This window comes from Alkalispirochaeta alkalica DSM 8900 (assembly GCF_000373545.1).
Lineage (GTDB): Bacteria > Spirochaetota > Spirochaetia > DSM-27196 > Alkalispirochaetaceae > Alkalispirochaeta > Alkalispirochaeta alkalica.
On the sequence record NZ_KB891696.1, the window covers coordinates 38,323 to 53,334 of the forward strand.

The 15,012-nt window shown below is 61.0% G+C and carries 14 protein-coding genes; 10 read left to right on the forward strand and 4 right to left on the reverse strand.

Annotated elements, in window-relative coordinates:
• Positions 1–5 precede the first annotated feature (5 nt).
• A complete protein-coding gene (locus tag B071_RS18230) occupies positions 6–2,465 on the reverse strand; it encodes an SUMF1/EgtB/PvdO family nonheme iron enzyme (RefSeq protein WP_083914467.1) in 2,460 nt (819 codons plus the stop codon).
• Between the two features lie 683 nt (positions 2,466–3,148).
• On the opposite strand from B071_RS18230, the gene B071_RS15895 reads away from it, so the two are divergent.
• Entirely contained in the window at positions 3,149–3,940 is a 792-nt protein-coding gene (locus B071_RS15895; RefSeq protein WP_438829563.1) for a TatD family hydrolase, read from the forward strand.
• Here B071_RS15895 and B071_RS0104265 read toward each other — a convergent pair.
• The 3 genes from B071_RS0104265 to B071_RS0104275 form a co-directional block, all read right to left on the reverse strand.
• Positions 3,918–5,180 (reverse strand): ATP-binding protein, encoded by a 1,263-nt coding sequence (locus B071_RS0104265; protein WP_083914470.1) that lies wholly within the window; start codon positions 5,178–5,180, stop codon positions 3,918–3,920. The two genes, B071_RS15895 and B071_RS0104265, sit on opposite strands and share 23 nt — an antisense overlap.
• A gap of 130 nt (positions 5,181–5,310) precedes the next feature.
• Positions 5,311–6,015, reverse strand: coding sequence for a flagellar filament outer layer protein FlaA (locus B071_RS0104270; RefSeq protein ID WP_018525869.1), 705 nt, complete (start codon positions 6,013–6,015; stop codon positions 5,311–5,313).
• A 3-nt stretch (positions 6,016–6,018) separates the two neighbouring features.
• On the reverse strand, positions 6,019–6,780 hold the full coding sequence (locus B071_RS0104275; protein ID WP_018525870.1) for a flagellar filament outer layer protein FlaA: 762 nt from the start codon (positions 6,778–6,780) through the stop codon (positions 6,019–6,021).
• A gap of 2,007 nt (positions 6,781–8,787) precedes the next feature.
• Between B071_RS0104275 and metX the strand changes: the two genes are divergently transcribed.
• The 9 genes from metX (at position 8,788) to B071_RS20450 (ending at position 14,994) form a co-directional block, all read left to right on the forward strand.
• Positions 8,788–9,969, forward strand: coding sequence for a homoserine O-acetyltransferase MetX (gene metX, locus B071_RS0104290; protein ID WP_040587341.1), 1,182 nt, complete (start codon positions 8,788–8,790; stop codon positions 9,967–9,969).
• The gene (metW, locus tag B071_RS15900) at positions 9,966–10,565 is read left to right on the forward strand and encodes a methionine biosynthesis protein MetW (protein ID WP_018525874.1); all 600 of its coding nucleotides are present in this window, start codon (positions 9,966–9,968) and stop codon (positions 10,563–10,565) included. Before metX ends, metW begins: the two co-directional genes overlap by 4 nt.
• Positions 10,566–10,770: 205 nt before the next feature.
• The gene (gene infC / locus B071_RS0104300; RefSeq protein ID WP_018525875.1) at positions 10,771–11,292 is read left to right on the forward strand and encodes a translation initiation factor IF-3; all 522 of its coding nucleotides are present in this window, start codon (positions 10,771–10,773) and stop codon (positions 11,290–11,292) included.
• Between the two features lie 17 nt (positions 11,293–11,309).
• On the forward strand, positions 11,310–11,507 hold the full coding sequence (gene rpmI, locus B071_RS0104305) for a 50S ribosomal protein L35 (protein ID WP_018525876.1): 198 nt from the start codon (positions 11,310–11,312) through the stop codon (positions 11,505–11,507).
• 46 nt (positions 11,508–11,553) lie between these two features.
• The gene (gene rplT, locus B071_RS0104310) at positions 11,554–11,913 is read left to right on the forward strand and encodes a 50S ribosomal protein L20 (protein ID WP_018525877.1); all 360 of its coding nucleotides are present in this window, start codon (positions 11,554–11,556) and stop codon (positions 11,911–11,913) included.
• 34 nt (positions 11,914–11,947) lie between these two features.
• On the forward strand, positions 11,948–12,541 hold the full coding sequence (locus B071_RS18235) for a cell division protein ZapB (RefSeq protein ID WP_018525878.1): 594 nt from the start codon (positions 11,948–11,950) through the stop codon (positions 12,539–12,541).
• 13 nt (positions 12,542–12,554) lie between these two features.
• Positions 12,555–12,845 (forward strand): cell division protein ZapA, encoded by a 291-nt coding sequence (locus B071_RS0104320; RefSeq protein ID WP_018525879.1) that lies wholly within the window; start codon positions 12,555–12,557, stop codon positions 12,843–12,845.
• 87 nt (positions 12,846–12,932) lie between these two features.
• Positions 12,933–13,796, forward strand: coding sequence for a PilZ domain-containing protein (locus tag B071_RS0104325; protein ID WP_018525880.1), 864 nt, complete (start codon positions 12,933–12,935; stop codon positions 13,794–13,796).
• A gap of 616 nt (positions 13,797–14,412) precedes the next feature.
• On the forward strand, positions 14,413–14,994 hold the full coding sequence (locus B071_RS20450) for a tetratricopeptide repeat protein (protein WP_438829564.1): 582 nt from the start codon (positions 14,413–14,415) through the stop codon (positions 14,992–14,994).
• Positions 14,995–15,012 lie beyond the last annotated feature (18 nt).

Below are 15,012 nucleotides of genomic sequence, written 5' to 3' on the forward strand. Positions count from 1 at the left end.
ACCTCTCAGAAGGCCCGCAGGGCCCGCACCCGCCGGAGCTGGCTCTTGCCGAGGATCTCCCGGGAGCCATCGCCAAAACTCTGGCGCCAGGCGTCGATACTGCCCTCCTCGGAGGAACTCCAGTAGATCACATCGCCAAACCCTCCCAGCCCCCGGGAATGAAGATTCCTGTACATCAGATCCAGCTCATCCCGGGAAGGCAGAAACCAGTCGCTGAAGCTGTCGCCGTGGCGCTCTACAACCAGGTCATCGGCAATTCTTGCAGCGTAATCGGCCCTGTCATTGCGCGGCTCTGAATCCCCAAAGGCTTCCCTGATCGCGGCGGTGTTAGCCGCCCCCGTCCCAACCGACGTACCTCGGGCACAGGAGCCCACCTCCGTCCCATGACCTCCCCAGGGTTTTCCCGACCACTCCGTCCGGACCGGGGCAACCTCGAGATAGGTCCAGCTGAAATCATCATTCTCATCGACGTAGACGATCCATCCACCGGCGGGGCCAAAATCACCCACACCGTAGACGGTCTCCACCGTTCGGGCTGGCCGAAGCCCGTAGTCTCCGGCCTCCCAGGGNGCATCGTCGTACCGGCGGGACACCGTGACGGGGGCCTCATCGTTCCAGCCGCCTCCGCGCAAGACACGATAGTCCGCCTCTGCCACCCCGGTGTAGTCGTGTCTGTCCTCGCCGGGGTACGCCCCACTCCAGTCCCAAAGCCACTCGCGGGCGTTCCCGTTCATATCATGAATACCCAGATCGTTTGCCCTCTTCTTTCCCACACGCTGGGTTCCGGGCCCCTCTCCGGTATCGCTGTTCGGTCCGTACCAGGCGACCTCACCTGTCGCAGCTTCATCGGTATAGTCGGCCGTCGCGCCCGAGGCGTAATCAGGGGGAGTCCAGTCCGTTCCGTCGCGATAGCTCGCCGCGTACTGCCACTCGCCCTCGGTGGGCAACCGGTACCCCCTGGCTGATCGNTCCAGGAAGGGATTATCGATCGATCCCGGCTTTGTCTTGAGGGACTCCTGGGCTTGGGAGGTCCTGATCGGAACCCGGCGTTCCCGATCGGTATAGTACACGGGACTCAACCCGGAACTCTCGCTGTAGGCGTTCATCCAGACCAGNGCGTCGCGCCAGCTGATGCCGGTTACCGGTTCGTGCCGTCCCGCCGCTGTGGGAGAGCCCCCGACACGNCCCCGGCTCCCCTCCCGNCCGGGGCTGACAAAGTGGTATCCGTTCTGCTCTCCCCAGCGCCTGACGGTGTACCAGAGCTCGTAGGTTACCTGGTAGCGGGCTATCTNGTAGCTCGAGAGGGTGTGTTCGAACCCANCCTGGCCGCGGCCNGCCTCCTGAAAGAAGGNTCCCGGGGGAACAGCCACCATCTCCCGAAACTCCACTTCATCAAGGACGGGAGGGGGTCCGGCAGGCCTGATCTCGAACCGCTCCCGCCGGGAGGCGAGCATCGTGCCCCGACTGGCGGCAACGGAGATCCAGTGCCTTCCGGGGGACTCATCTATTCCCCCTGGTCCGATCCTGAGGGTCCGCCCCGACTCTCCCGGTATGACATGGCCGTTGAGGTACCACCGTATCTCGTCGGGTTCTGAATCGGGATTGAGAGTCATCTCCAGAACCATCTCCTCGCCCTGATCGATAGCCGGCCACAGACCGGAGAGATCTATCGAATAGGGGTTGTTCAGATCCGAGCCGATCTCTACCATCACCGCCCCGGAGGGAAGGGTTCCCGATCCGGTTTCAACAAAATCATCCTCCGTCAGGGGGAAGTCGGCCGACGAGACGCCTTTCTCGATGATACGCACGCCCACATTCAGNGGCCAGACCAGTACATCGCCGTCCCGCAGGGAAAAGTTCAGCCAGTAGTATCCAGCCCTCCAGTGGCCACTATAGGATACCCCGGAATCATCTTCATTCATCACGAAGAAATCGGAGATATCCTCTTCCTCCCCACCCTGCGGAGCAAGAAAGGCCTCGATACGCGGGTCATCCAGAGTCGCTCCCGGCCAGCTCACGGAGAGGGTCAGCGTTCCCTCTCCATCCAGGGGGACCACCGTCACATCGGCCCGGGCGGTCTTTCCCGATTCAACCACCACCTCTTTTGAACCGGAGGCGATAATCGTCCCGTCGGGGTTCNAGGCCTGAACCGTGACCAGCCACTGNCCCGGCNGCANGTCCTGGAAGGTTACCGATTCCCGGGATGCGTCAACAGTCGCTTCCCGGGCAGAACCNGGCCCGTTCACGNGAACACGATAGANCTCGATCTCCATATCCGTTCCGGGGAGAATCGTGCTGCCCCGGACGGGGGAGACCACCGAGACCGTCACGGCCCCNCCCGGGGGCGCTGGTGACGGAGTNCNCCCGGAACCACCCGATTCAAAGGGTGTGGGACACCCCGCCAAAAGAAGACCACCTGCGATCAGGATCGCAAAAAAAATACTTCCTCGAGAGACGCGATTCATTGTTCCTCCTGCCTTCCGGTTTACAGGACGGTACGCCTCGATCGGTCTTTTTGCTTTGTCTGCCCGGAAAATATCCCGTTCCAGGCCCTGGTGCAGGAAGATTCACCGATCATCGTCCGGGCAGGAGGGCCTCTCCGCATAGCCAAAAAAAGGGGGCATTTTACATGAGTTCAGAGCGGGGACATTTCAATCGAGTCTTGACAGGAAGCCTCCCCTGGTGGTTGCCGAAGGATTGCTTTATCTGCCCGGAAAATATCCCGTTCCAGGCCCTGGCGCAGAAAGATTCACCGATCATCGTCCGGGCAGGAGGGCCTCTCCGCATAGCCAAAAAAAAGGGGCATTTTACATGAGTTCAGAGCGGGGACATTTCAATCGAGTCTTGACAGGAAGCCTCCCCTGGTGGTTGCCGAAGGATTGCTTTATCTGCCCGGAAAATATCCCGTTCCAGGCCCTGGCGCAGAAAGATTCACCGATCATCGTCCGGGCAGGAGGGCCTCTCCGCATAGCCAAAAAAAAGGGGCATTTTACATGAGTTCAGAGCGGGGACATTTCAATCGAGTCTTGACAGGAAGCCTCCCCTGGTGGTTGCCGAAGGATGGGGGATAGGGAATACTGGGGCCGTGACGAAGAAAACCAGCCTGGACATGGCCCGGATCACCGGCGAAACCGCCTGGATACCGGGCATGATCGACAGCCANTTCCACAGCCAGGCCCTGGCAGACCAGGGNATCGATCCCCGAAAACTCCTGGAGGAGCTGGCCCGCCACGGGATGGGGCCNCTGGTGGATGTGGCGATCACTCCCGAAGATACCGCCAAAACCGGTGATCTGCCAGCGCATTACCCCGGCCTCTACCGCTCCTGCGGCCTCCATCCGGTCGCATCGGGACGACAGGACTGGCGCGATGCCCTGGATCTGATCGGGCGCAACCTCTCGGAAGGCACCTTCTCCGCCCTGGGAGAGACCGGCCTGGACTGGTACCGCGCCTACGCACCCCGGGAACGGCAGCAGGAGATCTTCCAGGCCCAGCTCTCCCTGGCGTCGAGTCATAANCTGCCGGTGATCGTACACAATCGGGAAGCTGACCAGGACTGCCTGGAGGCTCTCAGGAAAGCAGATCTTCCCCGGGGAGGGATCATGCACTGCTTCAGTTCACCCCCCGACCGGGTAGCGGCCTTCCTCGATGAGGGTATGTATATCAGCTTTGCCGGGAACATCACCTTCCCTTCNGCCCGGGAGCTCCGCGAGGCCCTGCTGCGCGTCCCCGCAGACCGGCTACTCCTCGAAACGGACGCCCCCTTTCTCTCCCCCCACCCCCATCGGGGNCGGCTCAACCACCCCGCCATGGTGGCCTTCACCTACGCCACCGTGGCAGACCTCCGGGGCCAGCACCTGCAGGACCTGGTTCGCCAGNTCGCGGNGAATCTGGAANCTCTCCTGGGCGAAGCGCCTCTCAATACGTCCCGGGGAGGGTGATCGTGACGCAGGATCCTTCCTGCTCTCTCGACCGAATCTGAAGGATCCCTCCGTGGGCTTCGACAACATTCTTTACCACCACCATCCCCAGNCCCGTTCCCCCTGCAGAGCGGGTAAAAAAGGGTTCGAAGACCCGGTCCAGAACATCGGGAGCCATTCCNACGCCGTTGTCTTCCACCTCGAAGGTCACGGACCGCTGCTCCCGGCGCAGGACCCGGATCTCTATCGCTCCGCCCGATCTGCAGGCCTTCCTGGCGTTATCCAGAAGATTCAGGAGGGCCCGCACCATTCTGTGGAAATCTACCACGATGGGGGCATCCTCCTCGATGAAGGTTTTCACGGTAACACCGGAGGTCCGGAAATATTCTTCCCCGCAGGAAAGCGCCTCGGAAACCACCTGCGAGGGAGCAACCACCGACATATCCAGACGCACCTCGCCCCGGGTGTAGTCCAGGAGCTCTCCTGCCATATGCGAAAGCCGTTCTGCCTCCCGGGATACACGGTGTGCAAAATCACGGACCCTGTCGGGATCGTCGGCCACGTGTTCCAGCATGGAGGCGTAGCCCTTCAGAACCGCCACGGGGTTGCGGATATCGTGCAGGATCATGTCGGACATCTTGCCCAGGTTGGAGAGCCGTTCGTGATGGAGAATCTCCTGCTGCGCCCGCTCGAGCTGTGCGTAGGCCCGGGAGAGCTCCTGGTTGCGGCGATTCAGATCCGCCACAAAGCTNTCGTTGCTCTCGCGAACGATCGCCGAGAGGGAGCGCATCACCGCCAGGGCCAGCCGGGGAAAGCGCTCCACCAGCCCCTGAAAGATCCCCCGGGAAAGGGAAAGCAACTCTGCAGGCCCCGTGGTGACCGCCGTGGCACTGCGGGGGAGGCTGTCCACAAGGGCCATCTCCCCGAAAAACCGGCCCGGGCCGTACTCGGCCAGAAGATTTGCCCCCGGTAAGCCGTGGTGCTTCCAGACCTCTACGGAACCAGCCATGACGATGAAAAGACAGTCCCCCTGCTCACCCTCACGAAAGACCGTTGTTCCACCGGCAAACTGCTCCTTCTCGCAGGCCGAGAGGATCTCTCCCAGCAACTCATCGGAGAGATTCCGGAAAAAATAGGCCTCCCGCAAAAACCGGAAGGCGCTGTCGGAAGAATCATACCGGTGCTTCACAACTCCCTCCTCTGGCCCCCCTCGGGGCGATACATCCCGGTGGCACGGGCCTGCCTCCTGGCGGCAATACATCCCGACGGCACGGGCCTGCCTCCTGGCGGCAATACATCCCGACGGCACGGGCCTGCCTCCTGAATCAGAAAGGAGACCAAAAAAAAGAGCCCCCGGAGAGGCTCTTCTGTACCGCGTGGCTCACCGAAGATCACCAGTTATCCACCATGTCGTCGGGATCACGGCTCTCTTCACCAAAGAGATCGGTTACGGCCCGGAGATCGTCAAAGTAGACGTAGTAGGTGCCGTAGGTCTCGGGGATGAAGGTGTTGATCACAAAGCCCCGAATCCTGATCCCCGTCTCGGTGTTGTAATGGGGGTTCCGCTGCACAACCGAGGGGGGTACCGCCACGGTCAGCTGCTTCCAGCCACTAAAATTCAGCCGCCCCATGGGAAGGACGTTCACGTTTCCGAAATAATCCTCGATAACGATGCTCAACTCGTGGTTGAAATTACGACCCACCACCCAAACCGAAAGGGTCTTGACGATTCCGGGAACCGCCAGGGGGCGTACGGGACGCAAGGAAATGGTAGCCGATCCCCGACGGTAGAAATCGGTACGGACACCGATCACGTAGTCGTCGACGACCTCGATCCCCGCCTCCACCTCAGCGGGGATGGGCTCCTTGTCAGCGGGACCACCCGCGACACGGCGATGCATGATGACGCCCACATCGGCCGCCACCGAGGGAATCCAGAAGCCGGGGTCCTCGAAGCGGTCGATCGAGATCTCCTGGAGATTCTGCTGTGCAGCATCGACACCGATCCCGGCGGGGTCAGGAAGGGTTTCCTGGGCAACCGCCCCCCACACCAGGCTACAGAACAGTACACCAACAAGCAGTTTTGTCTTATTCATCGCTTACATCCCCTCGCCTTCAGCCCACATGTCCCGAACAAAATCGGGATCGCGGAGATCTTCTCCGTCAAAGGGATCGCGATACAGATCGGTCTCCACCTTGATCTCGTCCAGGTACACAAAGAAGCCGTTTACCCGCTCCCGGGGACGGGTCCAGAGCACGATCTTGACGAGTTCGAGCCCCCGCAGGTCCGAGACGATATCTCCGCCACGGATCTCTACCATGTACCGTGAATCCTGGGGGATCCAGGTGGGAATCTCTACGCGGAGGTTTCTCCAGCCCCGGTAGTTGATATCACCCAGCTTGAGCACGTGAACCATTCCCCGGTAGTCCCGGAGATGGATATCCATGTAGTAATCGAAGTTCGAGCCCCAGACCCACATATCGAGAAAGCGGACNCTCCCGGGAATGGGAATCCCCCGGGGCTCGGGCTCCCCCTCATCACCGGGCGCAACGGGGATAAACTCCAGAAAGTTGTACCCCTGACGATCAAAAGCCGCCTGGACACCCAGGGCGCGCAGTTCCCGTCCTTCGGGCTCGCGCCGATAGAGCGCTTCGGGAAAGGTCCGGACAAAGGACACCCGAGGGAAGCCCTCGGAGATGAACTTTCCTGCCCGTACGATCCAGGGGCTCTCCCCGGGAGTGTCGAAGTCCTCTATCACGATTGTCTGAAAGTTGGTCGTTGCCTGCTGTTGCGCAAACGATAGTGTGGGCACCAGCAGCGCAACGACAAGGCTAAAACCGAGCAGGCGACCTGTACTCATGTATCTACTCCTTACCGCATTATCTTGTATCTCACCAGAGGGAAGAGATTTTCACCACCCTAGGGCATTATAGGAATGCCCTCCCTGCTTTGTCAAACAGTCTTGCTCCCTCGAGACAAGCCCGTCTGGCCAAAACAGCCCCTTACAGTCAACATATGACCCCTCTGGTCAGTACTTTTGACCCTTACGGTCAGTATCGGACGAAGACCGAGGGGACGTAAATCATTTTGACGCTTTTTTCGGAGGTAATTCTTTCGGGAGTGCTGCCTCCAGGGGCGGGACTCTCAGAGACGCTGCTTCCGGCGGCAGTCTCTTCGGGAGTTCCCGATTTCAGAGCTCCCGCCAGATCCAGCACCACCGCCCCGTCCAGGGCAACCCCCGCCTGCCGCAGCCGCGCACCGGTAGCGCGAAAGACGCTCTCTGCCACCACCAGGGGTCGCGCGCCCTCCACCCCGGAAAGACCCCGGGAGAGGTGATCCAGAACCCCGGGAGATTCCGCGCCGCCCAGTAGCAAGATTCCCCGCGTGGAGGCNATCCCGGAACGAGCCGTCTCGGGCAGTGCCCTTCCCAGAATTTCCCTGGCGGCACGGGCCGGGTCGTAATCCTNCTCCAGAACGAAGACCACCTCACGGGAATCGGCCTCTCCTGCGTCATGGTTATCTTCTGCGTCATGGTCATCTCCTCCGTCACGGGTCTCGCTGCCGGAAACGTTCCCGAAGACCGACCCGAAGGTCAGGAAGAGCTCCTTCTTCCGCCGGGAGAGCTCTTTCCTGTTCCGCACCACCACCAGAGGAGGCGCCTGATGCTCCCTCTGCAACCACATAAGGGCCTTCCCCANGGCCTCCAGGCGGTCGGGATCGGGAACGAGCAGAACTCTCCCGGCGCGATCTCCCGCTTTTTCTGCTTCTCCTGCTTTACTCCCCGATGCTTCACTGTCGGAGCCGCCCCGGAAAAAGAGCGTCCCCNGGACCAGCTCTCGGCGAAGCTCCGGGGAGGCGATATCAGGGACGGGGAGGAACGAGAAGGGAAGGAAAAAGAGACGCGGACCCGGCGGGAAGAACCGGCCCCGAAGAGACGCCCCCTGGCCGGATTCCTCACTCCAGCCGGAATGAACCCGCAGGGCCCGCCCGCTGCGGCGGAGTTCCCGGGCGAGGTCCTCCCCGAGGGGAGAATCCTGAAAGGCCCGAGGCACATGGAGATCGGCCCTGGTGCATCCCGCAAAAAGAAGAACCAGGAGGAGCAGAACCACCCCTCCCGGACCGGAGCGCCTAGCCTCTCCTGAAGGCGTCGCGGAAGAAGAGTCCATACAGCACTCCTCCCGTAAGGGCCAGCACAAGAAAGACCACCACCAGGGCCAGAAGCGGCCGCAGCCACTCGAAGAGGACCGCCGCCAGCGTCACCGCAGGAAGATAGACCAGCGGAACCGCCCAGAGCCGGAGATCACCCTCCCGGCCCAGCCCCAACGCGAGAACCAGAGGCATCACCAGAACGATCCCCAGCCTGAAAAGGGGGAGGACCACCAGGGGATACACGGTCCAGAACCCGTCGTGGAGAATCACCTCGGTCGCACCGGCAAGAAAGAAGACCGTTGCAAAAAAACCAAGATACAGCAGGTATCTGTCGCGACAGGCCGTATCGGGGACACGACGAACGACAACCCAGGCCCCTGCCGTGGCCAGAACGGTCCACAGGGCATAGTCCATTANCAGGTGATAAAGAAAGAGCCCCGCCGGGGTATAGTGGTAGGAGATCCCCCACTGCACCGCCATGCGAACCAGGAACATCGCCACGAACAGAAAAATTCCCGGCAGGAGCGCGTAGCGGACCAGGAGATATCGCAGATCGGCCGAAGGGGGATCACCGGGCGAGACCCGATCAGCCAAAAGCAGCCCCGCTGCAACGGCCCCCAAAGGCACCGATAGAAGAAGAAAGATCACCATAACGGTCACTACGGTATCATTCCTCTTGCACAGAAGACAAGCAAGGAAGTAGGTTCTTGGCACGAGAATGCAAGGAGGCGATGTGGCGCAATCACCCAACGGTCTGGTTTCTCCCCGGACCATTCAGCTCGACCTTCCTCCCGGCGGATTCCCCCTGGAGGGGGGGAAGACCCTGCCCGAGGTGGTGGTTCAGTACGAGACCTACGGGACCCTGAACTCCGAACGCAGCAACGCGATCCTCCTCCTCCACGCCTTCAGTGGCGACGCCCACGCGGCGGGCCTCCACACCCCCCGGGACCGCCACCCCGGCTGGTGGGACGACATGGTCCGTCCCGGAGGGGCCTTCGACACGAACAGGTTTTTCGTGATCTGCTCCAACGTCCTGGGAGGGTGCCGGGGAACAACCGGCCCCGGCTCGATCAACCCGNCCACGGGAACGCCCTGGGCCATGACCTTCCCCGTTGTCACCATCGGTGACATGGTGGCGGTTCAGCACCAGCTCCTGCAGCAGATGGGAATACAACAGCTCCACGCCACGGCGGGGGGGTCCATGGGAGGCATGCAAGCCCTGGAATGGGCCATACGGTATCCCGGGATGTCACGCCAGACCATTCTTCTGGCCTCTACCCACCGTCTGGGAGCGCAGGGGATCGCCTTTAACGCCGTGGGCCGGAACGCCATCACCTCGGACCCCAACTGGAACGAGGGGAACTACTACGACGGCCCCCAGCCCTCGCGGGGCCTCGCTATCGCCCGCATGGTGGGGCACATCACCTATCTCTCGTCGGAATCGATGCGCCGGAAGTTCGGCCGACGGCTGCAGGAGCCGGACCAGCAGGAACCGGACCAACGGGAACCGGGTCAGCAGGAACGGCGGCTCGATTTTCAGGACCAGTTTGCCGTGGAGAGCTACCTCGAACACCAGGGGGAAAAATTCGTGGACCGCTTTGACGCGAACAGCTACATCTATCTCTCCAAGGCCCTGGACTACTACGACGCCGGTGCGTCCCGGGGCGGCCTGGAGGCGGCCCTGGGCCNCACCAACAGCCGCTTTCTGGTCCTCTCCTACTCCTCGGACTGGCTCTTTCCCACGGAGCAGTCCAAGGAGATCGTCTACGCCCTGGCCCGGGCCGGCAAGGATGTCTCCTTCAACGAGATCAACAGCCCCTACGGCCACGACTCGTTTCTCCTGGAATCGCAACTGCAACGCGACCTGATCAGCGCCTTTCTCGAAGGAGGAGCACCGTGAGCGTCTTTGACCATATCATCGGCATGGTAGAGCCGGGGTCGACCGTACTGGACNTGGGCTGCGACGACGGGACCCTCCTGAAACGGCTGGCCCTGGAGAAACAGGTGATCGGTCGCGGTGTCGATATCGACGACCGCTCNATCCAGGAGTGCATCAGGAAGGGAATCAGCGTCTTTCACGGCGATCTCGACGAGGGCCTGAAGGACCACCCTTCGGGGAGNTACGATTACGTTATCCTCAGCCGGACCCTCCAGCAGGTCCGCGACCCGGCCCATCTTCTGGAGGANATGATCCGCGTGGGCCGCCAGGGNATCGTGAANTANCCCAATTTCGCCTACCTCCTGAACCGNCTCCAGCTCGGCCTGGGNGGGAGGATGCCCGTGAACCGCAACATTCCCTACAGCTGGTACAACACGCCCAACATCCACTTCTTTACCCACCGGGACTTCCGCGAGCTCTGCCGGGAAAAACAGATCCGTATCATCAGGGAGCTCTTTCTCCACCGGGGGAAACCGGTACCGCCGGTTCTTCCAAACCTCCTCGCCACGGACGTCTGCTGCCTTATTGCCGGCACAGACCGATCCGGCACGGAGTGATNCAGCCGGGTCGCAAAATCGNCCTGGTTCGGGGCTGGNCGGGGCAGATCGCAGTGGATTCAGCCGCCTTCCCGGGCAGGCGCTCCCCGGGGCCGCCGAAACACGTGAAATATTTACCTCACTTCTCTCCAAGGATTTGACTCTTTTCCCGGGCAATGCTATGGTTTCTGACCAGTAATCAAGCATTCACATTGCGGGAGGTATATTGGCCAAACAAGATTTACGCACCAACGAAGCGATCAAGGTGCGAGAGGTTCGACTGGTAGGAAGCGACGGACAACAGTTGGGAATTGTCCCTACCATTGAGGCGCTGAAAATGGCGCGAGACCAGGGGATTGACCTGGTCGAGGTTGCGCCCCAGGCAAAACCTCCGGTTTGTAAAATACTTGATTATGGAAAGTTCAAGTTTGAACAGGAGAAAAACGCCCGGGATTCCCGAAAGAAACAGAAGCTCCTGAAGCTGAAAGAGGTCAGAATGCAGCCCAAGATCGAAATTCACGATCTTGAGTTCAAGACCCGCCAGATCAAGGAGTTTCTGGAGCACGGCTCCAAGGTCAAGGTGACGATCCGCTTCCGGGGAAGAGAGCTCGCTCATACCGATCGGGGAAAACTCGTCCTCGACCGGATTCTCGAGTTGCTCGACACACCTCACGTGGTTGACCGAAGACCCATGATGGAGGGGCGGTTCATGTCGATGATTCTTTCACCGGGATCCAGGGCAAAATAAACGATCAGGAGCATGAGATGCCAAAAATGAAGACCCGTCGCGCCGCGGCGAAACGCTTCTCCCTGACGGGGAGCGGTAAGGTAAAGTACAAAAAGCAGGGGTTGCGCCACATCCTGACCAAGAAGTCGACAAAGCGCAAGCGCCATCTGCGAAAGGGCGGGATCCTGAGTCCGGCCGAAGAAAAACGGGCCCGGGCCCTTCTGGGCAAGGGCTGAGCCCGGTCAAACCCGAGAGACCTGAGAGAAAAGAGGAAGAAATACCATGCCACGAGCAGTAGACGGAACGCGACGAAAGGATCGTCGCAAGAAGATTACATCCCAGACGAAAGGCTACTGGGGCCGCAGAAAGAACGCTTTCCGCACCGCCAAGGACGCCCTCTCCAAATCACTGGCCTACGCCTACCGGGACAGAAAGGCCCGCAAGAGGGATTTCCGCCGGCTCTGGATCACCCGGATCAGCGCAGCCTGTCGCGCCGAGGGCATGAGCTACTCCCGTTTTATGGAGGGGCTCCGCAAGGCCGACATCCAGATGGACCGCAAGGCTCTCTCGAACCTGGCTATCGAGGACCGCGACGCTTTCAACCAGCTCGTATCTGCATCTCGCGCTCAGCTCGACGGCTGAGCGCGGCCCCCGCAGGATAACCGGAAAGGATCCCATGATAAAAATTGAACAGGTTCGTCTCTTGGAACAGCGTGTACAAAAGGTAATTGCCCGAGTAGGCGAGTTGCAGGAGGAAAACACGATCCTCCATGAAGAACTCCAGACGTATCAGGACCGGGTATCCGACCTTGAGGCTCGCCTTGAAGGTTACGCCTCCAGCCAGGAAGAGATCGAGGCGGGAATCCTCAGCGCGCTTCAGCGCCTGGACGAGGTAGAAGACACGCTGGGAGAGGAAGGAACCGAGGCCCGCCAGGTCGAAGTAGATCTTCCTTCGGACCAGGACGCTTCGAACCAGCCCCCTTCAAACCCGGAGCCCCGGGAGGAAGCACAGGAAGAATCAGCCCCGACCGATTCAGCCGACTTCCCCTCCGGTGACGACGGCCCCTCCGGTGACAACGGCGAGACTCCCTCCGGGGAAGAAGCCCCGGAACCCTTGGGGACCCCCGAGGCCGGGCAGGATCATTCCTGGGGCGCCCGCGAAGAAGCGGATTCCACCGATGAACCCCGCCAGGAGGAAGCCTCCTTCGCGGCAGAATCCGGTGAAGACGAAGCCGCACACCAGCCGGGACCCGAGCTGGATATTTTCTGATTCCGTGTCTGCGATGATGAGGATCGACTTGCTGGGGACTTCCTTTCAGATCCAGTCTGACGAGGAGCCCGAATACCTCGAGACGATCCTCGATTACTACCGGGAACGCCTCCGGGAGATCGAGGAAACGGTTGCCACCCGGGACCCCCTGAAGCAATCGATCCTCGCCGCCCTGGTGGTCACGGATGAACTCTTCCGGAGCCGTTCCCGGGGAGCGCCCCCCGAAGAGGCCGGCGAAATCGCGGAGATCACCCACCGCCTGCTTCAGTCGATCGACCACGTCCTGCCCGACCCGGAGTCCTGAACCCCCTTCCCGAGCCGGCACCGCCGCGCACGGAACCCTCATTCCAGTTGACAACCCACCATGAATAGCGTACCGTTGTAGCCACCCATGGCGCTCACTACCAGTCAACAGATTACGCGGTACTACCAGGAGTTCGAGCACACGGAGGTGACGTTCACCCAGGAGATCGTCAAAGCCCTTTTTCTCAACACAAAGCAGATCTTCATCAAGTGCCTGGGTTACCAGTGGCCCTGTATCGTCTATTCCAGCTCCATGACCAGGGCCAAGGTCATCACAACCCTCCAGCCCTCGCTGAAGGCGGCCCTGAGCAAATCCAAGAACATGGTCTCCCTCAGGTTCAGCTTTATCCAGCGGGAAAAGACCGACCCCCTGGCTTTCTTTGTCACGGCGCGAATCACCGGATTTTCCCCCTACGGAGACCCCTCCAAGGGCCTGAGCTTCATCTCCCTTCAGTATACCCAGCGCCCCCCCGACGATCTGATCGAACGCCTGGGGAACCTTCTCTCGGCTACCATTTCATCCCAGCGGCGACGGGAGGAGCGGATTATTATCTCCCCCGACGTCCAGAAAAAACTGGGGCTCAGNAGCAAGGGCGCCCAGATCGAGGTGGACAAGGTCCCCAGGAAGGGCCTGATCCGGGATATATCCTTCGGCGGAGCCAAGGTGATCATGCAGGGCGTCCCCCAGTTTCTGGTAAATCGCCAGGCCCTGGTCAGGATGGATTTCGAGGACCCCGAAGAACAGGTGGTGATCCCCGGCACGATCGTCCGCTTTGAGCCCGTGGANGGGAGAACCGATCTGGCGGCCTTTGCGATCCATTACGATGACAAAAAGATCCCCATGACCTACAAACTCAGGCTCAACGATTACCTGCGCTTCATAAAAAGCCCCGTATCCAAGACCTCCCCTGCCCCGGCAGCGACTCCTGGCCCGGAAGAATCAAAACAATAACACCCCTGGAGCAGACCCGATGGAACATCGCCACACTGACCCGTCCGAAACAGACCCCCTGAAAAACGTTATCTTCATCTCCCTGCCGGAAGAGATCGCCCGGACCTTTGCCGAGACCACAGGCCCCGCAGGGAAAGCCCTGCTGGACCCGGCGGCACTGCTCCCGGTGGAGACCGCAGGGACCCCCGACACNTGGAATCCCGACGAGCTGTCCTGGGAGATGATCATGGCGGGAATGCTCAAGGTTCTGGCCTACCAGCCCGACCACGAGGACACCCCNCTCTATCGGGACTTCCTGGGGGAGGTCCGACCCCGCCTGGTGGAGGAGCTGGCAGANACGGGCATAATCAACGCCCGAAACGAGAACTTCGCCCTGGCCGAGGAGATCTTCCGCGCCCTCTCGGGACTCGNCCCCGACGGAATCGAGGGCCCCGTGAACCTGGCCCTCACCCTGGAACAGCGGGCCGAGGCGCTTCAGAAGATCGGCAAGAATAACGACGCCGAGAGCTGCCGAAGCCGGGCCTGCGCCATCTATCAGGACCTGCTCTCCCGGGACACCGAGCTCCCTCCCTCGGTNCATCTCAACGCGGGACTTTTCTTTCTCCGCCTCTATCGCATGGAGGAGGCAAAACGCCGTCTGGAGTATTTTCTGGAGTACAGTCAGGCCAAGGATGATGACGAGGAGGGAGGCCAGGAGGAGGAGACGATCGCCCGGGTCCGCAAGATTCTTGCCGAGATCGATTCCCAGAGCACCACGGACCACCACTTCAGGGAAGCCTTCGAGTGCATAAAATCAGGGCGGGAAGAAAAGGGNCTTCATCACGTCACGGAGTTTCTCAAGGCCCATCCCCANGCCTGGAACGGCTGGTTCCTGCTGGGTTGGGGCAGGCGCCGCCTGAGCCGTTTTGCCGAGGCTGCCGAAGCCTTCGAGCAGGCCCGTTCCCTGGGGGGGGACACGGCGGACACCCTGAACGAACTCGCCATCTGCCGGATGGAGCTGGGCGATTTCGCCGAAAGCAGGCGCCTCCTGATCGAAGCACTGACCCGGGAACCGGACAACACCAAGATCATGTCGAACCTGGGCGTCCTGGCCCTGAAGGAAGAAAACATCCCCGAAGCGCGCCGCTACTTTGCAACGGTTCTGGAGCTGGAACCGGAGGACCCCGTGGCGCTTCAGTACCAGGCCCTCCTGGGATAGTCCTCCCGGGATAACCCT

Coding starts and splice junctions, on each gene's coding strand:
- rpmI (WP_018525876.1), top strand. CDS start 11,310: ATGCCAAAAATGAAGACCCGTCGCGCCGCGGCGAAACGCTTCTCCCTG.
- B071_RS0104320 (WP_018525879.1), top strand. CDS start 12,555: ATGATGAGGATCGACTTGCTGGGGACTTCCTTTCAGATCCAGTCTGAC.
- B071_RS0104270 (WP_018525869.1), bottom strand. CDS start 6,015: ATGAATAAGACAAAACTGCTTGTTGGTGTACTGTTCTGTAGCCTGGTG.
- rplT (WP_018525877.1), top strand. CDS start 11,554: ATGCCACGAGCAGTAGACGGAACGCGACGAAAGGATCGTCGCAAGAAG.
- B071_RS18235 (WP_018525878.1), top strand. CDS start 11,948: ATGATAAAAATTGAACAGGTTCGTCTCTTGGAACAGCGTGTACAAAAG.